The sequence below is a fragment of the Micromonospora sp. CPCC 205558 genome (genome assembly GCF_036902955.1).
Lineage (GTDB): Bacteria > Actinomycetota > Actinomycetes > Mycobacteriales > Micromonosporaceae > Micromonospora.
In genome coordinates, this window is the sequence record NZ_JBAKHR010000012.1 from 98,398 (window position 1) to 119,645 (window position 21,248).

The 21,248-nt window shown below is 69.9% G+C and carries 20 protein-coding genes; 11 read left to right on the forward strand and 9 right to left on the reverse strand.

Annotated features, from left to right (window positions below; genetic code table 11):
• Positions 1-2: 2 nt before the first annotated feature.
• Both V6U86_RS16410 and V6U86_RS16415 read right to left on the reverse strand, forming a co-directional pair.
• Positions 3-569: a TetR family transcriptional regulator C-terminal domain-containing protein gene (locus V6U86_RS16410; protein WP_334504054.1), complete on the reverse strand. Its 567-nt coding sequence runs from the start codon at positions 567-569 to the stop codon at positions 3-5.
• Positions 570-621: 52 nt separating this feature from the next.
• Complete coding sequence (locus tag V6U86_RS16415; RefSeq protein ID WP_334504056.1) at positions 622-1,287, reverse strand: hypothetical protein; 666 nt, start codon at positions 1,285-1,287, stop codon at positions 622-624.
• Between the two features lie 138 nt (positions 1,288-1,425).
• Between V6U86_RS16415 and V6U86_RS16420 the strand changes: the two genes are divergently transcribed.
• Both V6U86_RS16420 and V6U86_RS16425 read left to right on the forward strand, forming a co-directional pair.
• Complete coding sequence (locus tag V6U86_RS16420) at positions 1,426-2,085, forward strand: M23 family metallopeptidase (protein WP_334504342.1); 660 nt, start codon at positions 1,426-1,428, stop codon at positions 2,083-2,085.
• A 73-nt stretch (positions 2,086-2,158) separates the two neighbouring features.
• Entirely contained in the window at positions 2,159-2,389 is a 231-nt protein-coding gene (locus V6U86_RS16425; protein ID WP_334504058.1) for a DUF2188 domain-containing protein, read from the forward strand.
• A 79-nt stretch (positions 2,390-2,468) separates the two neighbouring features.
• On the opposite strand, the gene V6U86_RS16430 is transcribed toward V6U86_RS16425, so the two are convergent.
• Together V6U86_RS16430 and V6U86_RS16435 are read right to left on the reverse strand one after the other, a co-directional pair.
• Positions 2,469-3,491: a DUF4331 family protein gene (locus V6U86_RS16430; RefSeq protein ID WP_334504060.1), complete on the reverse strand. Its 1,023-nt coding sequence runs from the start codon at positions 3,489-3,491 to the stop codon at positions 2,469-2,471.
• Positions 3,492-3,651: 160 nt separating this feature from the next.
• Positions 3,652-4,908 carry a family 16 glycosylhydrolase gene (locus V6U86_RS16435; protein ID WP_334504062.1) on the reverse strand — a complete coding sequence of 419 codons (1,257 nt, stop codon included), beginning with the start codon at positions 4,906-4,908 and terminating at the stop codon, positions 3,652-3,654.
• Between the two features lie 378 nt (positions 4,909-5,286).
• On the opposite strand from V6U86_RS16435, the gene V6U86_RS16440 reads away from it, so the two are divergent.
• Positions 5,287-5,685, forward strand: coding sequence for a hypothetical protein (locus V6U86_RS16440; protein WP_334504064.1), 399 nt, complete (start codon positions 5,287-5,289; stop codon positions 5,683-5,685).
• A 47-nt stretch (positions 5,686-5,732) separates the two neighbouring features.
• Here V6U86_RS16440 and V6U86_RS16445 read toward each other — a convergent pair whose 3' ends face one another.
• The 3 genes from V6U86_RS16445 to V6U86_RS16455 form a co-directional block, all read right to left on the reverse strand.
• Positions 5,733-7,199, reverse strand: a complete 1,467-nt coding sequence (locus V6U86_RS16445; protein ID WP_334504067.1) for an aminotransferase class V-fold PLP-dependent enzyme — start codon at positions 7,197-7,199, stop codon at positions 5,733-5,735.
• A complete protein-coding gene (locus tag V6U86_RS16450; RefSeq protein WP_334504070.1) occupies positions 7,189-8,871 on the reverse strand; it encodes an ABC transporter ATP-binding protein/permease in 1,683 nt (560 codons plus the stop codon). Before V6U86_RS16450 ends, V6U86_RS16445 begins: the two co-directional genes overlap by 11 nt.
• Before the next feature lie 112 nt (positions 8,872-8,983).
• Positions 8,984-9,604 (reverse strand): TetR/AcrR family transcriptional regulator, encoded by a 621-nt coding sequence (locus V6U86_RS16455; protein ID WP_334504072.1) that lies wholly within the window; start codon positions 9,602-9,604, stop codon positions 8,984-8,986.
• A gap of 68 nt (positions 9,605-9,672) precedes the next feature.
• On the opposite strand from V6U86_RS16455, the gene V6U86_RS16460 reads away from it, so the two are divergent.
• Together V6U86_RS16460 and V6U86_RS16465 are read left to right on the forward strand one after the other, a co-directional pair.
• On the forward strand, positions 9,673-10,389 hold the full coding sequence (locus V6U86_RS16460; RefSeq protein WP_334504074.1) for an SDR family NAD(P)-dependent oxidoreductase: 717 nt from the start codon (positions 9,673-9,675) through the stop codon (positions 10,387-10,389).
• A 30-nt stretch (positions 10,390-10,419) separates the two neighbouring features.
• Positions 10,420-10,650 (forward strand): tautomerase family protein, encoded by a 231-nt coding sequence (locus tag V6U86_RS16465; protein ID WP_334504076.1) that lies wholly within the window; start codon positions 10,420-10,422, stop codon positions 10,648-10,650.
• Positions 10,651-10,678: 28 nt separating this feature from the next.
• Here V6U86_RS16465 and V6U86_RS16470 read toward each other — a convergent pair whose 3' ends face one another.
• Positions 10,679-11,005, reverse strand: coding sequence for an alpha/beta fold hydrolase (locus tag V6U86_RS16470; protein ID WP_334504078.1), 327 nt, complete (start codon positions 11,003-11,005; stop codon positions 10,679-10,681).
• 164 nt (positions 11,006-11,169) lie between these two features.
• Here V6U86_RS16470 and V6U86_RS16475 point away from each other — a divergent pair, with 164 nt between their 5' ends.
• The 5 genes from V6U86_RS16475 (at position 11,170) to V6U86_RS16495 (ending at position 18,265) form a co-directional block, all read left to right on the forward strand.
• A complete protein-coding gene (locus V6U86_RS16475) occupies positions 11,170-12,348 on the forward strand; it encodes an alcohol dehydrogenase catalytic domain-containing protein (RefSeq protein ID WP_334504080.1) in 1,179 nt (392 codons plus the stop codon).
• Between the two features lie 543 nt (positions 12,349-12,891).
• Positions 12,892-14,439, forward strand: a complete 1,548-nt coding sequence (gene mmsA, locus V6U86_RS16480) for a multiple monosaccharide ABC transporter ATP-binding protein (protein WP_334504082.1) — start codon at positions 12,892-12,894, stop codon at positions 14,437-14,439.
• Positions 14,436-15,734 (forward strand): multiple monosaccharide ABC transporter permease, encoded by a 1,299-nt coding sequence (gene mmsB, locus V6U86_RS16485; protein ID WP_334504084.1) that lies wholly within the window; start codon positions 14,436-14,438, stop codon positions 15,732-15,734. Before mmsA ends, mmsB begins: the two co-directional genes overlap by 4 nt.
• A gap of 52 nt (positions 15,735-15,786) precedes the next feature.
• Complete coding sequence (locus V6U86_RS16490) at positions 15,787-16,890, forward strand: sugar-binding protein (protein WP_334504086.1); 1,104 nt, start codon at positions 15,787-15,789, stop codon at positions 16,888-16,890.
• 112 nt (positions 16,891-17,002) lie between these two features.
• Complete coding sequence (locus V6U86_RS16495; RefSeq protein ID WP_334504088.1) at positions 17,003-18,265, forward strand: ROK family transcriptional regulator; 1,263 nt, start codon at positions 17,003-17,005, stop codon at positions 18,263-18,265.
• Between the two features lie 106 nt (positions 18,266-18,371).
• Here the strand turns inward: V6U86_RS16495 and V6U86_RS16500 are convergent, their stop codons facing one another.
• Positions 18,372-19,982, reverse strand: a complete 1,611-nt coding sequence (locus V6U86_RS16500) for a hypothetical protein (RefSeq protein WP_334504089.1) — start codon at positions 19,980-19,982, stop codon at positions 18,372-18,374.
• Between the two features lie 160 nt (positions 19,983-20,142).
• On the opposite strand from V6U86_RS16500, the gene V6U86_RS16505 reads away from it, so the two are divergent.
• Positions 20,143-21,231 (forward strand): DNA glycosylase AlkZ-like family protein, encoded by a 1,089-nt coding sequence (locus V6U86_RS16505; RefSeq protein ID WP_334504091.1) that lies wholly within the window; start codon positions 20,143-20,145, stop codon positions 21,229-21,231.
• Positions 21,232-21,248: the final 17 nt, after the last annotated feature.

The following is a 21,248-nucleotide window of genomic DNA, read 5'->3' on the forward strand; positions in this document are numbered from 1 at the left end:
GATCAGCCGAAGAGCAGGTCCAGGTGGGCGTCCAGCGCACCCAGCGCCTGCTCGGCGGTGTACTGCCCGCCCAGCAGGTAGACACCCAGCCCTTCCATCAGCGCCAGCAGACCGGCCGCGGCGGCGGCGTCGTGCCGGTCGGGCAGGAGGCTGGCGATGAACCCGGTGAACTGCGCGGTGTCGTCGTGCAGGCCGGTCGCGGCGGCCGGACGCACCGCCGTGTAGGCGAGGAACGCGAGCGCCACCCGCCCGTCGTCGCGGGTGCGCTCGTCGAGGGGCAGCAGCGCGGCGAGCAGGGTCCGCAGCAGCAGCCGAGGCGGTGGGTTCGCACCCAGCCCCGCCACCGCCTCGGTGACCCGGATCTGGCTGCGCTCGCGGACCACGCTCAACGCGAACGTCATCATCTCGTCCTTGGTCCGGAAGTAGTGCTGGACCATGCCGGCGGACACACCGGCCGCGGCGGCGACGTGTCGGAGGCTGACGGCCTCCAGCCCCTGAGCTGCGGCGACCCGCATCAACGCGTCCGCGATGAGGGTGCGTCGCTCCTGGTGGTCGACCTTCTTCGGCATGGCCTCGATCGTTTCACAGTGGTTGACCCGGATGCCCCGCCAGCTTTGACGATCAGCGGCTGACGGTGCTGCTCGCGGGCGTGCCCCGCGCACTGCGCAGCAGGCCGTCCGGGTCGTCGGCGTACAGTCGCAGCTCGTTCGTCGGCGCGGACCCGCCCCTGGGCAGGTCGAAGGTCAGCGGCCGGCGCAACAGGACGTCAACGCTTGTCTGGCTGCCGACCGAGATGGACACCACCCGGCGGTCGCCCTCCTGCTCGACCTGCACCGACCTGCTCGACGGCAGCGAACGGTAGCGCTTGCGCAGCGCCTTGACGTCCGTCCACGGGATGAAGATGTCGATGCCCGAGCTGAGCCGCACCCGCAGGCCACGGTCGCCGACGACGTGGGGATGGATGGTCATGCTGGCGAACAGGCCGATCATCCAGAGCAGACCCCAGATGCCGAGGCCGAGCACGATCCACCGCGCGGGCCGCCACGGCACCACGTGGGTGACCACGACGTCGAAGATCGGGATCTCCACGACCGAGAGACCGATGAAGATGCCCAGGATCGGCTTGACCACACCGAGGTAACCGAACGGCTCGTCGCCGGGTTCCAGCGGCAGCGGGTTGCGGCGCGCCCACACGTACAGGCTGCGCCAGGTCGCGGCCTCGGCCCGCGCCGCTCGGCGCAGCAGCGGGCCCATCCGTGCCCTGGACGGCGTCTTCGCGTCGATCATGGTCGTCCTTCTCGCTCGGGACGGTAGTCAGTTGCAATACAACTGCATTGGATTCGACCGTATCCCGTTTACGATGCGACTGCAATGTAAACGGGTGTGGGGCGCGGCCTCGAAGCTGAGCGGTTGCCGGCATCTGCCATGCTCGGGCCGGTGACGACCGGCCGCCCCACCAGAGCCCGTTCCCACCGCCGCCCTCGAAGCCGTGCCATCCGCGTCCTCCTCGCGCTCGTCGCCGTGGCGGCCGTCCTCGGCATCGCGGTGGTCACGGTGCCGATGCTGCGCCCGGCCGGGCCGCGCCCGCTCTTCCAGATGCCGGTGGCCTGTGGCGAGACATGGCAGCTCAGCACCTACCCCGGCCACGACGACTACGACGTCGACTTCTTCCCGATCGAGGGTGAGTCGTGGGGGCGGCCGGTGCTCGCGTCGTACGCCGGAACGGTCACCGTGGCGGGCATCAACGGCTCGCTGGGCGGCCGTACCCCGGAGAACCCGGACGGCCCACGGGGGCGCGGCGGCGGCTACTGGGTGAAGATCGACCACGGCGGCAAGTGGGAGACGCAGTACCTGCACATGCTCGAACCGCCACTGGTGAAGGTCGGTCAGAAGGTCGCCCAGGGTGACCAGATCGGGCGGCTCGGCAGCACCGGCAACTCCGGTGCGCCGCACCTGCACTACGAACAGCGACGCGGTTGGGACAAGGTCGAGACCCACTTCGACGGTACGGCGTCGGGCATCACCACCGACGAACGCGAGCAGATCCTGCGGCGGGTGAGCAACAACTGCCCGACCGTCTCCTGAGGAACGCGGTTTGCCCGGCACGGCTCGGGGCACTGATTCGGGGGACAGCGCAGACGCAGGGAGGGAGCCGGCCATGGTCAAGGGTGACGTCGAGACGTACCACGAGGACGGGCAGTGGAAGAACAAGCCCGAGGGTCACGAGCGGGCCAGCAGCACGCATGACGTGAAGGCCGACGCGCAGGCCCAGGGCCGCGAGATGGCGGCCGACCGGGGCGTCGAACACGTGATCAAGAAGCAGGACGGCACGATCGGGGAGAAGAACACCTACCCCCGTAGCCGTGACCCTCGGGACATCGAGGGCTGACGGCTTTCTCCGTCTCAGCGGGCCGACCTCCCCGGCGTGACCGGGGAGGTCGGTCCGCCGGCGGTTGATCGGTGATCGTTCAGGCCGGGACCACGTACGGGAAGGTAGCGGCGCGGGCGGCCTTCGTGACCTCCGCGGTGAGGCCGGACGTGGTGCCCGTGTTGAGGACCAGGGAGAACATCACCTCGGGTGCGTTGTCGGCCAGGCCGCGCCCGTTGCGGGCCGCGAAGCCGAAGTTCGCGGCCGTGCCGACCTTGTACGACAGCAGGTCGGGGTAGAGCTGCCGGGCGACGCTCCAGCCGTACGCCTGCGGGTCCGCGGCGGTGCCGTTCGCCTTGACGACCCCGGCGACCGCGTTGGCGATCTCCTCGCCGCCTTCGGCGAGGTCGCTGCCGGGGTGCCGGAAGTTGGCGGGGTCGGAGAAGTCGGTGTCGTGGGGCCAGAAGATCGGCCACATCATGGGGTGGCCGGCGCGGTTGATCTGGCGCCACCCGCCGGCGTCGGTGGCCAGCATGGTGCGGCACCACACGCCGATCTCAGTGCCGTCGCGCAGCAGCGGCTCGTCATGGGAGACCTCAAGGACGATCGACTCGACCGTGGTGCCGGCGAAGCTGTTCTTGGCCTGGTCGACCCGCCACGCTGAACGGTCCACCCGCGAACCGTTCTTGACCGCGCCGTTGATGGTGGCGAGTTCGTCGAGATCGATGAAGAAGGGGTCGGTGATTCGGCCGGCCCAGATCCGTACGTTGCTGCCGGCCGTCACCTCGCCGGTTCGCCCCTGGGCGACGGGGGTGCCCATCGCGGCGTCGTCGCGGGCGTCGGCTCCGGTGAGCTCGTACAACTGGAAGGCCTGCCGGGCGTCGCCGTCAAGCTCGCCGAAGGCGAACCGGTAGGTCAGGTCCTCCATCTCGGCCCCATTGATATGAATCTTGATTTCGTAGCGTGCCTCGGCGTGGAAGCCGCGCTTGATGTCGGCCTTGGTCACCGAGCTGTTGACGTCCATGACGAACACCGTGGCGCGGTCGCCGTTGAACACGAACAGGTCGTTGAGGAACAGCTGACCGCCCTGGGCGGCGAGGGGGGTGTCGAGGTGGTGCGACATGAGCTCACTCCTGGAACTGCCGGATTCTGGACTAATCCGAACATAGTGGGCGTGAGCCTGGCCTCCCCACCCATCGAACAATCCGGTCTGCGGAGGTCCGCGTACGGCGGTGGGCCGCCCGAACTGTTCTCGGACGGCCCACCGTTCGGTGCCCGTGTCGTCAGATGCGAGACCACTTCTGGTTGGCGGCGCCGAGGCAGTCCCACAGGTGCAGCTTGCCGCCGTTGTTGGGATTGGCCTCCCGTACGTCCACGCACTTGTTGGCGTTGAGGTTGACCAGGTCGCCGGAGGCGTTGAGGGTGAAGCGTTGCGCGGTATTGCCGTTGCAGCTGACCAGGTTGACCTCGGTGCCGTTGGCGGTGCCGGCCCAGGCCGGGTCCATGCACTTGCCCATCGCGCGGATGGTTCCGTCGGAGGCGAAGGTCCAGCTCTGGGCCGCCGTGGTGTTGCAGTCCCAGATCTGGAGTTTGGCGCCCTCGACCGGGTTGGCGCCGGGGATGTCGATGCAACGACCGCTCTGCGCACCCCTGATCCGGCTGGTGCCGGGAGCCGGGTCGCCCCCGCCCGAGGTGTAGCTGGAAACCCGGACGTAGTCGACGAGCATCTGCTGCGGGAACTGGGTCGAGCCGTCCGGGTAGCCGGGCCAGTTACCACCGACCGCCACGTTGAGGATCATGAAGAAGGGGTGGTCGAACACCCAGCGGCTACCGCCCAGCCGGGCGGGGTCGACCCGGTGGTACTGCACCCCGTCGACGTACCAGGTGATCACGTTCGGTTCCCAGTCCACCCGGTAGGTGTGGAAGGTGTCGGCGAGCGGCGCACCGAGGGTGCGGCTGCCCGTGATGCCGCCACCGCCGGAGTAGCCGGGCCCGTGCACGGTGCCGTAGACGGTGTTCGGCTCCCGGCCGATGTTCTCCATGACGTCGATCTCGCCAGCGTCGGGCCACCCGCCGCCGGTGCCGAGCATCCAGAAGGCCGGCCAGATGCCCTGACCGCGCGGGATCTTGATCCGGGCCTCGAATCGCCCGTACGTCTGGGTGAAGGTGGCCGCCGTCAGCAACCGCGCCGACGTGTACTCGCAGCGCCCGTAGTGGCACTGGTAGTTGGCGGGGTTGTCCCGGCGGGCGGTGATGACCAGGTTGCCCTGGCCGTCGTGGACGGCGTTGCTGGTGCTGTTCGTGTAGTACTGCCGCTCGTTGTTGCCCCAGCCGCCGCCCCCGATGTCGAACCGCCACTTGTTCTGGTCGACGGGCGTGCCGGCGGGGGAGTTGAACTCGTCCTGCCAGCTGATCGGGCCGATGGCGGCCTCGGCCCGGTCGGGGTGCGCCGGGAGGACGAGCGCCGTCGTGGTCGCGACGATGGCGACCACCAGGAGTGCGAGGGGGCGGAAGCGCGGGCTGGGCCGGGCTGTGAACACGGGAGGCTCCTCAGCGTGGGGGTGGTGGAAGCGGTCTACCAGGATAGAGAGCGCTCTCTAAAGCGAAGCATGTCGATATAGTGTCTTTCTGTCAAGACTGTTTCCAATATCACGACCGTCCGTTACCGCCCGATGCTGGCCAGTGAGCGGAGAAGCGCCGGGCCCGGTCGTCACGGTGGGATCGATCGATGCCTCCGAGGTGGACGGCGCTGACCCATCGAAGGAGTTCGGCGCGGCCCGGCGTTACTCGATAGCGGTCGAATCGACCCTTCCTATTGCCGAGGGGCGTCCACCCGGGACAGGATGACGAGGCGTGCCGGAAACTTTCCCGTAACCTGCGCGCTGCTGGTCTCTGTCACAAGGAAGTGGGAGTCAGTCATGAGCGAGGCGTCGACGGCGCTGGGTGTGCGCCTCTACCCGGATCTGGTCGAGCGGGGTGGCCTGGCCCCCGCGCTCATCGAAACCGCTGCCCGCCAGGGGCTCGATGTCGGCCGGGTGACCGCACCCGAGCAGGGGCGGGCCCGGTTCACCTGTGCTGAGCTGCACTCCGACGAGGGCGTGGTCTGCGTGGGGCTGGGATCGCAGGCCCGATACTTCATGATCGACATCCGGGTCGCGGGAGAGGTTCTCGCGCGCGGTGACGTCATGGACCTGGTGCAGGTCGCCCAGGTGGCTGCGGCCTGGCGGGCCGGCCTGACGGCCGCCGAGCTGACCGCCCGGTTTCCGTTCATGGAGGAGATCAAGCGCCGCCCCGCGCCGGTCGCCCAGGTCAGCTAGCCGGCGGAGCCCGGGGCCGGTCAGCTAGCTGGCGTGGCCCGGGCCGGTCAGCAGCGCAGCCGAGGTGGCAGCGGTGACTCGGCACCTACCTCACGGTTGAGGTAGGTCGACTGGGCGAAGGCGACGAAGCGTTCCGCGTCGGTCGCCGTGGAGGCCAGTCCGAACGAGACCCGGACCGCGCCGCCCGTCGGCAGCCGCAGCGCGGTGAGGTACTGGTCGATCGTGTCGACCCCCGCCAACAACCGCTGCCGGGTCGAGGCCCGGCTGATCCCGAACGCGCCCTCGCCCGCGCCCGGGTTGCAGAAACAGCCGGTACGCAGGGAGAGGCCGGCCGCTGCCGCCTCCCGCGCCACGAGCCGTTCGTCGACCAGCGTGCCGTCCGGGTGGCGGAAGTTGAACGTCACCGTGCCACCGCGCCCCAGACCCGTCGTCGGCCCGTGCACCTGGACCAGCGGCCCGCCGGTGTCGTGGCGCAGGGTCGCCAGCCGCTCCAGCAGCCATTCGGTGAGTAGGCCGACCCGGGAGTGGACGAGATCCAGGCCGACCGAGTCAAGCCAGCGCAACCCGAACTCCACGTCCGGGATGCTCAGGAAGTTGAGCGTGCCGTCCTCGAACGCCGACTCGTCGTCCATCGGCCGGTGCCAGTCACCCTGCACGCTCACCGCCCGGATCGTGCCGCCGGCGAACCACGGCCGGCGCAACCGTGCCAGCGCCGATCGGCGGGCCAGCAGCGCGCCGATCCCGGTGGGGTAGCCGAAGAGCTTGTACCAGCTCAGGCACACGAAGTCCGGCCGCACGGCGCTGAGATCCAGCCGGTTCGTCGGCGCGAAGGCGGCAGCGTCGAGCAGCACGTCGTAGCCCCGCTGGTGGGCCAGCTCCACCCAGCTCAGCGGGTGCTGTACGCCGGAGAAGTTGCTCTGCGCCGGATAGGCGAACAACCCACCTCGGCCGGACCGACCCCACCGACGGGTCAGCCCGCCGCGGCCGGCGTCGAGCGCCGCGACCACGTCCGACTCGGCGACCCGTAGCTCCGGCCCGTCCAGCGGCACGTAGCGCACGGACCCGCCGGCCGACCGGGCGTACTCCCGGATGCCGTTGACCGAATTGTGGTTGTCCCAGGTCAGCACCAGTGGCGCGGCACGGCCGAAGTCGTACGCCTCGCCGACCAGCCGGCAGGCGCCGCTGGCGTTCGGGGTGAAGACGACCGCGTACTCGGCCGGGTCGGCGCGGAAGAAGTCGAGCACCGCGCGTCGCGCCGACTCCACCAGCGAGCCCGCCGCCACACTCGTGGGGTTCTCCGAGTGCGGGTTGCTGTACAGGCCGGCGAGCAGCCGGTCGTGATGGGCGCGAACCTGGGCCTGGGCGGCCACCCCGGCACCGGCGTAGTCGAGGTAGACCTGCCCGTCGGCATCCAGGTGTCGGTACTCGGTGGCGCGCAGCTCGTCGATCCGGCCGGTAGCGGCATATCCCGGCAGCGCCGCGGGGGAGGCGTGCGTGGCCGGCTCAGGAGGCACGACGACGATCCCGTCGGACCAGGACCACCCAGGCCGCGCCCAGGAAGAGCAGCGCGAAACCGCCGAGCACCAGCCAGTCGACCCACACCGGCCGGGAGAAGCTGTCGCCGTACGTGGCCAGCAGCGGCGGGCCGAGCGGGGAGCCGCCGTCGCGCCAGAGCCGCTCCACGCCGGCGGTGTGCCCCAGGCCCTCGAACGCCCACCGGTTCGACATCGCGTAGCTGAGCCACTGACCGCCGACGGCCATGGACGGCACCGGCAGGATCGCACCGACGAAGAGCACCTGTGGGAAGCACAGCATCGGCAGCATGAGCGTCGCCTGGGCCGCGTCGGACACGGCCGCCGAGCAGAGCAGGCCGAGGGCGAGCGCCGCCGCTGAGGAGAGCAGGAGGGTCGCGTACAGGGCGGCGAAGTCGGCGCTGCCGACCGGCGGGAGTCGGTCCATGCCGCGCAGCACCCCGAGCAGGGCCAGGTCCACCACGGCCAGCAGCGGCAGCAGCACCGCGACCTTCGCCAACCGGTACGGGGCCAGCCGGACACCGGCCAGCCGCTCCCGGCGCAGGATCGGCAGCTCGGTGCAGATCTGGAGGAGCCCGTAGGTCAGCCCGAAGAAGAAACCGCCGAACGCGATCCAGAACAGGATCATCACGGTCACCGTCGGGCTGGGTCTGCTCGGCTCGAACGCCCCCGGACGGAACAGCAGCGCGAACATGCCGAGGACCATCAGCGGCGAACCGAGCAGGATCGCCAGGGTCAGCCGGTTGCGGACGACGATCTCCGCGTTGCGCGCGGTGAGGACGGCCCACTGGCGCAGCCGGCCGACGTGTCGCGGCGACGTCGCGGCGACGCCAGCATCGGTGCTCGATGGCGGCTGTTCGGCGTCGCGCTGCTCGGCGAAGCGATCGGGCCACTCGGTGGGTCGCGTCGCTTCGTCGAGCCGGAGGTGCACCTCGACGAGGGATCGCAGGCCGAAGAACTCCCGGGCGGCGGCCGGGGTGCCGGTGAACGCCAGGCGGCCCTGACGGGTCAGCACGACGACCCGGTCGCAATGGTCCACGTCGGTGACCTGGTGGGTGGTCAGCACGACAGTGGCGCCGGTGTCGGCGAGCGCGCGGAGCACCCGGAGCAGATCCACGGCGATCGCCGGGTCCAACCCGGAGGTGGGCTCGTCCAGGAAGAACACGCCAGGCCGGGTGAGCAGCTCGACGGCGATGCTGGCGCGCTTGCGTTCACCGCCGCTGAGCAGGCCGACCGGCGTGGCGGCCCGGTCGGTGAGTCGCAGCTCGGCGAGCACCTCCGCGACCCGGGCGCTGATCTCGGCCGGCCGGGTGTCAGCGGGGAGGCGCAGTCGGGCGGCGTAGCTCAGGGTGCGGGCCAGGGGCAGCTCGCGGTGGATGATGTCGTCCTGCGGAACGACACCGACGGTGCCGGCCGCGGCGCTGTCGTCGTACGTCACAGTGCCCGCCGCTGGTTGCCGCACCCCGGCGAGTATCTCCAGCAGTGTGGTCTTTCCGGCGCCGCTGGCACCGATGATCGCGACCACCTCGCCCGGCGCGATGCTCAGGGAGATGTCGTCCAGAATCTGGTGACCGCTTTGGACGCTCTGGCCCAGCCCCCGGGCGGCGATGCCGACACCGGCACGTGGGGGAGACGTGGTCTGCTCGGTCGTCATGTCGAGTGCTCGATCCGGTCGGGGAGTGATCCGCCTGAATATCGTGCCTCGCCGATGTTACTGAGCGACCGCGCAGTGCGCCCGCAGTGGACGGTCAGCGACCGTCGTCCGTTCAGTCGGTCGTGGTCCGCGCCTGCGCCGGCACCTGGAGGAGATCCAGGCAGTTGCGCCACAGCGTCTCCAGCTGGGTCGGATCGTTGAGCAACTTCGCGAGCAGGACCCGCCCCTCGATCTGGGCGACGATCGACCGCGCGGCCTCCCGGCTGTCGACCGCCGGGCCCGCGAGGCCGCGCTCCTTCGCCTCGACGACGACCTGCTCGATGAGACTGATCTGCTCCTCGAAGATCTCCTGGAGCCGGCCGCGGATCTCCTCGGCCTGGTTGCTGAGTTCGAGGGCGAGGTTGCCGAACAGGCAGCCGGCGACCACACCGGCTTTCCGCTGGCCGACGCGCTGGACCTCCTCGGTGGCCTCGAACAGGTCGCGCAGCCGCTGTAGCGGGTCGCGCTCACTGCCGAGCAACTGCTCCCACTGGCGGCGCTGGGTGACCCAGTGCTCGTCGATGACGCTGCGGGCGAGCGCCTGCTTGGACTCGAAGAAGTAGTAGAAGCTGCCCTTCGGCACACCGGCCGCCGCGCAGATCTCGGCCACGCCGAGGGCCGTGTAGCCGCGCTGCTCGATCAGCGTGGCGGCCGCGTCGAGGATCTTGTTCTTCGCGTCACTGGTCCGTCCCATGCTTTGACGATACACGACCGGTCGGCTAGCTTTTAGTAGACCAGTCGTCTAGTGAAGGTGGTTTCCTCATGAACAGCAGTCAGGGACAGAAGGTCGTTGTGGTCACCGGCGCCTCCCAGGGCATCGGCGCCGACCTGGTGACCGCCTACCGCAAGCTCGGGTACGGCGTGGTCGCGACCTCACGCTCGATCGGCGCGTCCGACGACCCGCAGGTCGTCACCGTCCCGGGCGACATCGCCGAGGCCGACACCGCCGAGCGGGTGGTCCGTGCCGCCCTGGACAGTTTCGGGCGGATCGACACCCTGGTGAACAACGCGGGCGTCTTCGTCGCCAAGCCGTTCACCGACTACACCGACGAGGACTTCGACCAGGTCACCGGGATCAACCTCGCCGGGTTCTTCCACCTCACCCGGCGCGTCCTGCCGCACCTGGAGGCCAGCGGCTCGGGCCACATCGTCACCATCACCACCAGCTTCGTCGACCAGCCCAACTCGAACGTCCCGTCGGTGCTCGCGTCGTTGACCAAGGGCGGTCTCAGCTCCGCGACCAAGTCCCTGGCCATCGAGTACGCCCGTCGTGGCGTACGGGTCAACGCCGTCGCGCCCGGCATCATCAAGACCCCGATGCACCCGGTCGAGACGCACCAGACGCTCGCGGGCCTGCACCCGGTGGGCCGGATGGGCGAGACCAGCGACGTGGTCGACGCCGTCGTCTACCTCGAGTCCGCCCCGTTCGTCACCGGCGAGATCCTGCACGTCGACGGCGGCCAGAACGCCGGTCACTGACGCCACCCCACGCCTGGAACGGAGTAGACAATGCCGATCGTGACCATCCAGATCACCCGCGAGGGCAGCACCGCCGGCGCGTCCGCAGCGACCGCCGAGGAGAAGGCCGCCCTCATCAAGGGCGTCAGCGAGCTGCTGCGCGACGTCCTGAACAAGCCGCTGACGTCGACTTTCGTGGTGATCGACGAGGTCGACACCGAGAACTGGGGTCGCGGTGGCCTCCCGGTCGAACAGTTCCGCCAGCAGCAGGCGCCCGAGTAGGGCGACGATGGCGGCGTCGCCGCCGCGGTCACCGTCCCGCCGGGCCGCCGGAATCCGACCGGCCCGGCGGGACCGCCGGGGCCTCGGCGAAGAACTCCCGCAGCGCCTCGGCGAACAGGGCAGGGGCCGTCATGGTCACGAAGTGCGACTGACCCGGCCAGACGACGTGACGCGCCGCCGGAATCGTCCGCGCCAGGGCGTTCATCGTGGTGGGCATCGGCTCCCAGGTGTCCGCGCCAGCCAGCAGGAGAGTCGGTACCGAGATCGAGGACCACCGGCTGATGTCCGTGCTGTCCTGGTCTCGGTCGGCCAGGTGCTCAACGTGGTGTGCACCGCGTCGAGGATCGAATGCCACGACGCGTCGAGGGCGCGGGGATGCCCGAACCCGTCGACCGTTTCGAGGCTTGTGAAGCCGTGGAAGGTAGCACCGCCCCGACCCGCCCCTGGGCCGGGGCGGCATGAACGGACCAGTCGGGGGAAGGCCGCCGGGTCTGTCTGCCGCCGAACAGGAGAGCCGGGATGAGAGCCGTCGTGTACGCGGACGTCCGGACCGTCGAGGTGCGGGAGGTGCCCGACGCGACGCTGGAGGCGGACACGGACGCGCTCGTGCGGATCACCTCGACCGCCCTGTGCGGCACCGACCTGCACATGTACGACGGACGAACCAGTGCCGAGCCGGGCCTGGTGCTCGGTCACGAACCGTTGGGTGTGGTGCAGGAGGTGGGGGCCGCGGTGCAGACCGTCCGGCCGGGCACCCGGGTGGTGATCCCCACGCACCTGTTCTGTGGAACGTGTGTGATGTGCGCTCGCGGGCTCTCCGCGGCCTGTCTGCGGGCGCGGGCCGAGGGGCCGGGCGCGGCATACGGGTACGCGGGGATGGGTCCGTATCGGGGTGCGCAGGCCGATCTGCTGCGCGTGCCGTGGGCCGATGCCAACTGCGTACCCCTGCCCGGCGAGCCGGGGGACGGGTACGAGGACGACTTCGTGCTGCTCGCCGACGCGTTCGTCACCGGGTGGCACGCCGCCGCCACCCTCGCCGAGGTCGAGCCCGGTGACACCGTGGCGGTGTTCGGCGCCGGCACCATCGGTCTGCTCGGCGCCTACTCGGCGCTGCTGCGAGGTGCCCGGGTGGTCTACTCCGTCGACGGCGTCGACGCCCGACTCGACAAGGCAGGCGAGATCGGCGCGGTGCCGATCGACTTCCGGCGGGGCGACCCGGTCGAGCAGATCCGCGCCGACCGGTCGCGGACCGGGCTGCCGCTCGGCGAGGAGAAGCTGGGCGGGGTCGACAAGGTCATCGACGCGGTGGGGTTCCAGGCCCGCGACCGGGAGCACCCGGAGCGGGAGCGTCCGGGCCAGGTCATCGCCGATGCGGCCCGGCTGGTCAACGCCGCCGGCGCGATCGCGGTCGCCGGTGTGTTCCCGGAACGCGACCCGCACCCCGGCCCCGGCGCGGACGGCCACGAGAATCTGGTCGCGCCCTGGGGTGCGCTGTTCAGCAAGGGCGTGGCGGTCCGCTTCGGTCGCACCCACGACCGCCGCTACACCGCCCTGCTGCGGGACCTGGTCGTCGCGGGCCGAGCGCGCCCGAGCATGATCGTGACCCATCACGGCACCCTCGCCGACGCCCCCGAGCTGTATCAGCATTTCGACCGGCGGGAGCACGGCGTGATCAAGGTGGTGCTGCACCCGTCCTGAGCGATCGGCTCCGAAGACGCGGGAGCGGCGAACGCCCCGATTCGCCCTTAAGGGACGCTGAGCCGCACCTGGCCTCCTGGTCGCGGGCGCGACGAGATGATCATCGTCGATCCCAGCATTGAGTGGAGGCGTGGGTCACACCATTGAACCAAGGCCGTCGTGCCGTCCTGGGCTCGATGTCGGCGTCGCGACCCAATCAAGATCACTCAATGGTCCCGAGTTTGTCGCCCAGCGGCCCGTGCTCCGGTTGGTGGCGGATCGTGCCTGGTGGCAGGCTTGTCGAGGATGGCCGGGGTCGATCATGGCGTTGGCCGTCATTTGACAACGTTGCCACCGGCAGGCCAAGGTGCCCTGCGGGGCCATCGGGGCGGCTGTGACAGGCGAATACTGCGTTACGTCTATATTGCCGGATTGTTACTTTTTCAACAGTCTCTCGCCTTGCGGATGGCCCTCCGGCCGCAATACGTTGCCGTCAACAACAAAACCAAGTGAAGGTTCAACCTTCCGGAGGCAACCGATGACGTTGGCGAGGTGGTACGAGCTATGAGCAACGTGCCGATCCTCCTTGAGATGCGCTCCATCACCAAGGAGTTCCCCGGAGTCAAGGCCCTCTCCGACGTCAACCTGGTGGTTCGCGCCGGCGAGATCCATGCCATCTGCGGCGAGAATGGTGCGGGCAAGTCCACGCTGATGAAGGTCCTCAGCGGGGTCTACCCACACGGCACCTACGACGGCCAGATCGTCTACCAGGGGTCGGAGAGCAAGTTCTCCGACATCCGGGCCAGCGAGAACGCCGGCATCGTGATCATTCACCAGGAGCTCGCGCTCATTCCAGGGATGTCGATCGCCGAGAACATCTTCCTCGGCAACGAACCGCGCAAGCGGGGCGCGATCGACTGGAAGGCCGCGAACCGGATGGCGCTGGACCTGATGGCCCGGGTTGGTCTGGAAGAGGACCCGGACACCCTGATCAAGGACATCGGGGTCGGCAAGCAGCAGCTCGTCGAGATCGCCAAGGCGTTCGCCAAGGACGTGAAGCTGCTCATCCTCGACGAGCCCACCGCGGCCCTCAACGAGGCCGACTCCCGCCACCTGCTGGACCTGCTGCGCGGGTTCCGCTCCCGTGGCATCACCTCGATCATGATCTCGCACAAGCTGAACGAGATCGAGGCGATCGCCGACCAGATCACCATCCTGCGTGACGGCCGGACCGTGGAGACCCTCGACGTCAAGGCGGACGGGGTCGACGAGGACCGGATCGTGCGCGGCATGGTCGGTCGTGAGCTGGGCAGCCGGTTCCCGGACCACACGCCGAAGATCGGTGAGGTCTTCTTCGAGGTCCGCGACTGGAACGTCCGGCACCCGATCTCCGCCGAGCGGCAGGTCTGCAAGAACGAGAGCTTCGTGGTGCGCCGCGGCGAGATCGTCGGCTTCGCCGGTCTCATGGGCGCGGGCCGCACGGAACTCGCGATGAGTGTCTTCGGCCGCTCCTACGGGGTGTACGAGTCGGGCACGATCATCAAGGACGGCAAGGAGATCGTCCTGAAGTCGGTCGCCGACGCGATCGACAACGGCCTCGCGTACGTCAGCGAGGACCGCAAGGCGATCGGCCTCAACCTGCTCGACGACATCAAGTCGTCGACGGTTGCCGCCAAGCTCTCCAAGATCAGGCACCACGGCGTCCTGAGTCAGGTCGAGGAGTACCAGGCGGCCGAGGCGTACCGCAAGGAGTTGCGGACCAAGGCCCCGTCGGTCGACGAGGGCGTCTCGAAGCTCTCCGGCGGCAACCAGCAGAAGGTCGTCCTGGCCAAGTGGATGTTCACCGACCCGGACCTGCTGATCCTCGACGAGCCGACCCGCGGCATCGACGTGGGTGCCAAGTACGAGATCTACGGCATCATCCAGCGGCTCGCCGACCAGGGGAAGGGCGTCGTCGTCATCTCCTCGGAGCTGCCTGAGCTGATCGGGCTCTGCGACCGCATCTACACCGTGTTCGAAGGCGCCATCACGGGCGAGATCGCCCGGGCGGACGCCACCCCGGAAAACCTCATGAAGCAGATGACCTCGACGAAGAAGATGGCCACCCGATGAGCCGATTGAAGGACCTTCAGAAGAACCTGTTCGGAGGCACGACCTCCAACGCTCGCCAGTTCGGGATGATCTTTACCCTCGTGGCGATCGTCTTGATCTTCCAGATCTGGACCAATGGGCTGACGCTGCGGTCGGACAACCTGATCGCGCTGTTCCAGCAGAACTCGTACATCCTGATCCTGGCCATCGGCATGCTCATGGTGATCGTCGCCGGGCACATCGACCTCTCGGTCGGCTCCGTCGCCGCATTCACCGGCATCCTGGTCGCCAAGTCGATGACCGAGTGGGATCTGCCCTGGCCCGCCGCCATCGTGTTCGGCCTCGCCATCGGCGCGGTGATCGGCGCGTGGCAGGGCTTCTGGGTGGCGTACGTCGGGGTGCCGGCGTTCATCGTGACCCTGGCCGGCATGCTGCTGTTCCGCGGTGGCAACCAGTTCATCGGCAACGCGCAGAGCATTCCGGTGCCGGAGGGCTTCCGGGAGATCGGCTCGGGCTTCCTGCCCGAGTTCGGGCCGAACACCGGCTACAACAACGCGACGCTGCTGCTCGGTCTGGCCGCCGCGGTGGCCGTGGTGTGGCGCGAGGTCCGAGCCCGCAACACCCGTCGGGCCATGGACGCCAACCCGGCGCCGATGTGGATCTCGATCCTGCGGATGGCCGTCATGGTCGGGGTCATCGCCTTCGCGGCGCTGCGCTTCGCCAGCGGTCGTGTCGGCACCAGCTTCCCGATCTCCGGCATCATCCTGGTGGCGCTGGTGATCGCGTACTCCTTCTACACCCGCAACACCGCCGGCGGCCGGCACATCTACGCGGTGGGCGGCAACTCCCGGGCGGCCGAGCTGTCCGGCGTGAAGCTCAAGCGGGTCAACTTCTTCGTCATGATGAACATGTCCGTCCTGGCCGCGCTGGCCGGCATGATCTTCGTGGCCCGTTCGCAGGCTTCCGGGCCGCAGGACGGCAACGGCTGGGAGCTGGACGCCATCGCCGCGGTCTTCATCGGCGGCGCGGCCGTCGCCGGCGGCATCGGCACCATCAGCGGCTCCATCGTCGGTGGTCTCGTCATGGCCGTGCTCAACAACGGCCTCCAGCTCCAGGGCGTAGGCACCGACAAGGTCCAGATCATCAAGGGCCTGGTCCTGCTGCTGGCCGTCGCGATCGACGTCTACAACAAGAGCCAGGGGCGGTTCTCCATCATCGGGAGCCTGATGCGGCCCTTCCGCCGCGACGACTCCGTCCCACCCGCCTCACCGCCGGACGCGGAGCGCGAGCCCGCCAAGGCAGCGGTGTCCGGCTGACGGTCACCGACCTCACCACCCTGTTACACCTCCAGAAAGGCAAGTCCTCACCATGCGCAAATTCTTCGGCACGTCGGTGGTCGCGGTCAGCGCCGCCGCCATGCTGGCCCTCGCCGGTTGCGGTTCCGGCCGCGACGGCGACAGCAGCTCCAGCGGCGACGCCGCCAAGGGCTTCGCGGCCAACTCCCTGATCGGCGTGGCCCTCCCGGCCAAGACCTCGGAGAACTGGGTCCTCGCCGGCGACCTGTTCAGCAACGGCCTCAAGGAGGCCGGTTTCCAGGCTGACGTGCAGTACGCCGGCGCGTCGACCACGGTCGCCGACCAGCAGGCCCAGATCACCGCCATGACCACCAAGGGCGCCAAGGTCATCGTCATCGGCGCGACCGACGCCGCGCAGCTGGCGACCCAGGTCGCCGCGGCGCACGCCGCCGGCGCCAAGGTCATCGCGTACGACCGGCTCATCACCAACACGCCGGACCTCGACTACTACGTGGCGTTCGACAACTTCAAGGTCGGCCAGCTCCAGGGCCAGGCCCTGCTGGACGGCATGAAGGCCAAGAAGCCGAACGGCCCGTACAACATCGAGCTGTTCTCCGGCTCGCCGGACGACAACAACGCCGGTGTCTTCTTCAACGGCGCCATGGACGTGCTCAAGCCGGAGATCGACAAGGGCAACGTCGTCGTCGCCTCGGGTCAGAAGGACGTCAAGCAGACCGCCATCCAGGGCTGGAAGGCCGAGGGTGCGCAGGCCCGCATGGACCAGCTGCTGACCTCGACCTACGGCAGCAAGGAGCTGGACGGCGTCCTCTCCCCGAACGACACCCTGGCGCGCGCCATCCTGACCTCGGTCAAGGGCGCCGGCAAGCCGACCCCGGTCGTCACCGGCCAGGACTCCGAGGTCGAGTCGGTCAAGTCGATCGTCAAGGGCGAGCAGTACATGACGATCAACAAGGACACCCGCAACCTGGTGAAGGAGACCATCAACATGGTCAAGGCTCTCCAGGCCGGCGACAAGCCGCAGGTGAACGACACCTCGTCCTACAACAACGGCAGCAAGGTCGTCGACACGTACCTGCTCCCGCCGGTCGCCGTCACCAAGGCGAACGCGGCTGAGGCGTACGCCAACGACCCGAAGCTCGCGCCGCTCACCAAGTAATTACCGCACGGTAGGTAGTAACGACGATGGGTCCCGGGTCTCCTCTTCCGGGACCCATCGTCGTCCCTGCACCCCCGCACCAAGCGGCGTCGACCCGGAAGGAGGTCTGACCGTGGCGACACCTGTACGGTCCAGGCCAGCCGGCGTCGGCCGCAACGCCGAATCCCCGTTGCCGGTGCTCCCGGGCGCCAGCCAGGAGGAGATCCGGCGGCAGAACCTTGGCGCTGTGCTGCGCTACGTCCATCTGCACGGGCCGACGTCCCGCGCCGAGCTGACCAGCCGGCTCGGCCTCAACCGAAGCACCATCGGCGCCCTCGCGGCCGACCTGGTCACCAGCGGCCTGGTCACCGAGGACGCGCCGGCCACCACCCGCCGCGCAGGCCGCCCCTCGCTGGTGGTCAGCCCCCGCTCCGACCGGGTCTACGCCCACGCGTTGAGTATCGACGCGGACCGGCTGCGTGCCGCCCGGGTCGGCCTCGGCGGCCAGATCCTCGATCTGCGGGAGGTCCCTCGGCCCAGCGGCATGTCCGCGATCGACGCCGTCGGGCCCCTCGCCGACCTGGTCCGTGACATGGAACGTTCCGTGGTCGGCGACGCGCTGCTGGTCGGTGGTGCCGCCGCGGTCACCGACACCACCCGCGACCCGGACGGCAGGATCCGGATCGCCAGCATCGACGAGACACTCGGCGCGGCCCTGGAGGCGGAACTCTGCACCGGCCCCGGTTTCGTGGCCGGTGATCTGGCCGACATCGCCGGCCTGGCCGAGTACGTCCGGGGCGTCGCGGTCGGCGTCGACGACGCCATCTACCTGCACGGCGACCTGGGCATCAGCGCCGGCATCATCGTCGGTGGCCGACTGGTGGTCGGCCACCGGGGCCACAGTGGCAAGGTCGGCCACATGGTGGTCAATCCCAATGGTCTGCCCTGCGGCTGCGGGTCACGCGGCTGCTGGGAGACCGAGATCTCCGAGGCCGCGCTGCTGCGGCACGCGGGCCGTGACCCGAGCGACCGCGCGGCGGTGGCCGAGGTGCTGCGCGCGGCGGCGGACGGCGACCGGACCGCCCGTGCGGCGGTCGAGCAGGTGGCGGACTGGCTGGGCTTCGGCGTGGCGAACCTGGTCAACGTGGTCAACCCGGACGCTGTGGTGTTCGGCGGCTCGCTGCGCGACATCTTCACCGCCGGGGCGGACGTGGTCCGGGACCGGCTGGACACCATGCCACTGCCGGCCTCCCGCGAGCACCTGCGGTTGCGCGCGGCGGCACTCGGCCGCGACGCGGTCCTGATCGGTGCCGCCGAGTTGGCGTTCGACAAACTCCTGGCCGACCCGCTCAACGTCGGCGTCGCCGGTCAGGTGGATTCCGCCGACCCGGTGTAGGGGATCTCCCGCACCACGCTGGTGCCGCTGCCCGGCCGGGACTCCCAGGGGCTGAGCCGTCGACGGATGCGCCCCCGATGGCTTCCGCCACCGGGGGCGCGGTCGGTCAGCCGCCCGGACGCAGCACCCGGCCAGGGCCGGCGGCGTTGTCGGCGGCGGCCTGGCTGCGCTGCGTTCCGGTGACACAGACATCGTCGCCGATGAACGCCTCCCGCCACACGTAGCCGGCGACGCAGGTGTGCGGGCCGTACGGGCCGCTGACCCAGCGACTCGCGGCGACCGCGTTGTCCGCGAGCACCTGGGAGCGGGTCGTTCCGGTCACGCAGACGTAGTCGGACTGGTCGGCGTCGCGCCACACGTACCCGCTCACGCAGGTGTTCGGGCCGGACACCAGCCGGGCCGGGTTGCGGCGGGACGCGGCGGCGGCGTTGTCGGCGGCGGCCTGGGTGCGCTGCGTCCCGGTGACGCAGACGTCGTCCCCGGCGTACGCCTCCCGCCACACGTAGCCGGCGACGCAGGTGTGCGGGCCGTACGGGCCGTTCACCCAGCGGCTCGCCGCGGCGGCGTTGTCGGCCCACACCTGGCTGCGGGTGGCGCCGGTGACGCAGACCAGGTCGCCCGCGCGGGCCTCGCGCCAGACGTACCCCTGCAGGCAGCGGTTGACCACGTCGGTCGTCACGGTCACCGAGGCGGTGTTGCCGGAGAGCCAGTTCACGCCGATCTGCACGCCGTTGGCGTTGAGCGACTGGGCCGGGCCGCCCCCGGCGCCGGTACGCAGCAGTGTGGGTGTGCCGTTGCGGACCTCGTGCAGCAGCACCGTGTCGGCGGGGATGGCGGCGCTCCAACCGGTCTTCCGGCGGAACTCGACCGTGTAGTAGTGGAACAGGTCGGCCGGGTCGAACGGGATCCGGATCAGCTGTGGGCCGCTCGCGGCGGGCACCTCCAGCGGTGCCAGGGTGAGGCTGCGGGAGCCGACCCCGTCGGCGCCCATGGTGAAGATCCGGTTCTTCGGCAGCCAGCCCAACTCGTCACGGTTGGGGCCGTTGAGCCCGACCGCGCTGGTGCCGTAGTTCGCGGTGCCGAAGGCGTAGATGTGCATCGCGCTCATCTCGTCCCACGGGTCGTCGTACTCGCCGGGCTGGGACCACGGCGCGTTCTGGTAGGTGGTGTCGTTGGAGAACGAGTGGCCCAGGTTGTAGCCGTGCAGCATCTCGTGCGCGGCGAACCCCACGTTCCACGCGCCCGGGTCGAGCAGCACCCGACCGCCGGCCGCGCCGGAGTCCACCCAGTCGTTGAGCATCACCGCGATCCGGTTGCCGGCCGGCACCGCGTAGCCGGCGGCCGCCGCGGTGTCCACGCAGCGCTGGGTCCGGGTCCACCGGTCGATCGACTGGAACTGCGCCAGGGTGTACGGCATCGTGTACCAGCCCCGGACCACCGAGCCGGCCAACGACACCCGTCCGCCGGACTGGTCTGCCAGGTAGTCCGCCACCCCGCCGGTGCCGACGCCGGTCGCCGTGAGGAAGTTGGCGAAGTGCGACGGCGGTTGTGGCTGCGCCGGCTTGTCGCTGAACTTGCACAGCAGCACCGACCAGGGGGTGGCGTTACGGATCGGGCTGGCGGCCGCCGGGGCGGCCGGCAGTGCCACCGCCCCCAACACGGCGCAGGCGAGCGCCGCGGCGGACGCGGCGACCCGACGGAGGACTCTGGACTTCACGCGTACGCTCCCATCGCTGTGGCCCGTCCGACGCGGACCCTGCGGCCCACATCGGAGCACTTTCCGTCATTGGGCAGATGCGTTGAGTCGCGTTGGCGACGGGCTGGAATCCGACTCGCTGGTCAGTAGCAGGTCGGTGCTCGGCGTTAGGCTCGCCGGCGTGGGTGTGCACCGACTCGATCGGGCCCAGGCGCGGCGAATCGCGGTCCGGGCCCAACTGCTGGCCGCTCCGCGTCCGACCGACCTCCTCACCGTGGTCCGTCAGCTGACGCTGGTGCAGATCGACCCGACCGCCGCCGTGGCGCCCAGTGCCGACCTCGTCTGCTGGAGCCGGCTCGGCTCGTCGTACCAGCCGGCGCAGCTGCGCGAGGCCCTCGAACGGGGCCGGACCCTCTTCGAGCACCAGGCCATGGTGCGACCGATGGACGATCTGGGGCTCTTCCTCGCGGCGATGGCGGCGTCGCCCGGTCACGAGCGCCACCGCGAGTGGCTGCGCGCCAACGACTCGTTCCGGCGCGACGTCCTCGACCTGCTCGGCCGTTCCGGTCCGCTGCTCTCCCGGGACATCCCGGACACCAGCGTCGTGCCCTGGCCGTCGTCGGGCTGGACCAACAACCGCAACGTCACCCAGATGCTGGAGTTCCTGGTCCTGCGCGGTGAGGTCGCGATCGCCGGCCGCCAGGGCCGACAGCGGCTCTGGGACGTGGCGGAGCGGGTCTACCCGGCCGGGGTGCCAGTCGTCGAGCTGGAGCAGGCACGCCGGCTCCGCGACGAGCGGCGGCTACGGGCGCTGGGCATCGCTCGGCGGAAGGCGGTCATCGTGCCCGGCGAGCCGGCCGAGGTCGGTGACGCCGGCGAGCCGGCGGTGATCGAGGGCGTTGCGGGGGAGTGGCGGGTGGACCCGGCCGTGCTGGGGCAGCCCTTCACCGGGCGTACGGCGCTGTTGTCGCCGTTCGACCGGCTGGTGCACGACCGCGTCCGCCTCGCGGATCTCTTCGAGTACGAGTACGTGCTGGAGATGTACAAGCCCAAGGCGAGTCGACGGTGGGGCTACTTCGCGTTGCCGATCCTGCACGGCGATCGGCTGGTCGGAAAGGTGGACGCTACGGCCGAGCGACGGCGCGGCACGCTCACCGTGCACGCCGTCCACGAGGACGTGCCCTTCACCCCCGAGGTGACCCGGGCCGTGCGCGAGGAGTTGCACGACCTGGCGTCCTGGCTCACGCTGACCGTCGAGGGCCTGCGCTGACGGGGTGCTCGCTGAGG

Coding starts and splice junctions, on each gene's coding strand:
- mmsA (WP_334504082.1), top strand. CDS start 12,892: ATGAGCAACGTGCCGATCCTCCTTGAGATGCGCTCCATCACCAAGGAG.
- V6U86_RS16410 (WP_334504054.1), bottom strand. CDS start 569: ATGCCGAAGAAGGTCGACCACCAGGAGCGACGCACCCTCATCGCGGAC.
- V6U86_RS16460 (WP_334504074.1), top strand. CDS start 9,673: ATGAACAGCAGTCAGGGACAGAAGGTCGTTGTGGTCACCGGCGCCTCC.
- V6U86_RS16440 (WP_334504064.1), top strand. CDS start 5,287: ATGAGCGAGGCGTCGACGGCGCTGGGTGTGCGCCTCTACCCGGATCTG.
- V6U86_RS16415 (WP_334504056.1), bottom strand. CDS start 1,287: ATGATCGACGCGAAGACGCCGTCCAGGGCACGGATGGGCCCGCTGCTG.
- V6U86_RS16455 (WP_334504072.1), bottom strand. CDS start 9,604: ATGGGACGGACCAGTGACGCGAAGAACAAGATCCTCGACGCGGCCGCC.
- V6U86_RS16450 (WP_334504070.1), bottom strand. CDS start 8,871: ATGACGACCGAGCAGACCACGTCTCCCCCACGTGCCGGTGTCGGCATC.
- mmsB (WP_334504084.1), top strand. CDS start 14,436: ATGAGCCGATTGAAGGACCTTCAGAAGAACCTGTTCGGAGGCACGACC.
- V6U86_RS16465 (WP_334504076.1), top strand. CDS start 10,420: ATGCCGATCGTGACCATCCAGATCACCCGCGAGGGCAGCACCGCCGGC.
- V6U86_RS16475 (WP_334504080.1), top strand. CDS start 11,170: ATGAGAGCCGTCGTGTACGCGGACGTCCGGACCGTCGAGGTGCGGGAG.
- V6U86_RS16425 (WP_334504058.1), top strand. CDS start 2,159: ATGGTCAAGGGTGACGTCGAGACGTACCACGAGGACGGGCAGTGGAAG.
- V6U86_RS16430 (WP_334504060.1), bottom strand. CDS start 3,491: ATGTCGCACCACCTCGACACCCCCCTCGCCGCCCAGGGCGGTCAGCTG.
- V6U86_RS16490 (WP_334504086.1), top strand. CDS start 15,787: ATGCGCAAATTCTTCGGCACGTCGGTGGTCGCGGTCAGCGCCGCCGCC.
- V6U86_RS16420 (WP_334504342.1), top strand. CDS start 1,426: ATGCTCGGGCCGGTGACGACCGGCCGCCCCACCAGAGCCCGTTCCCAC.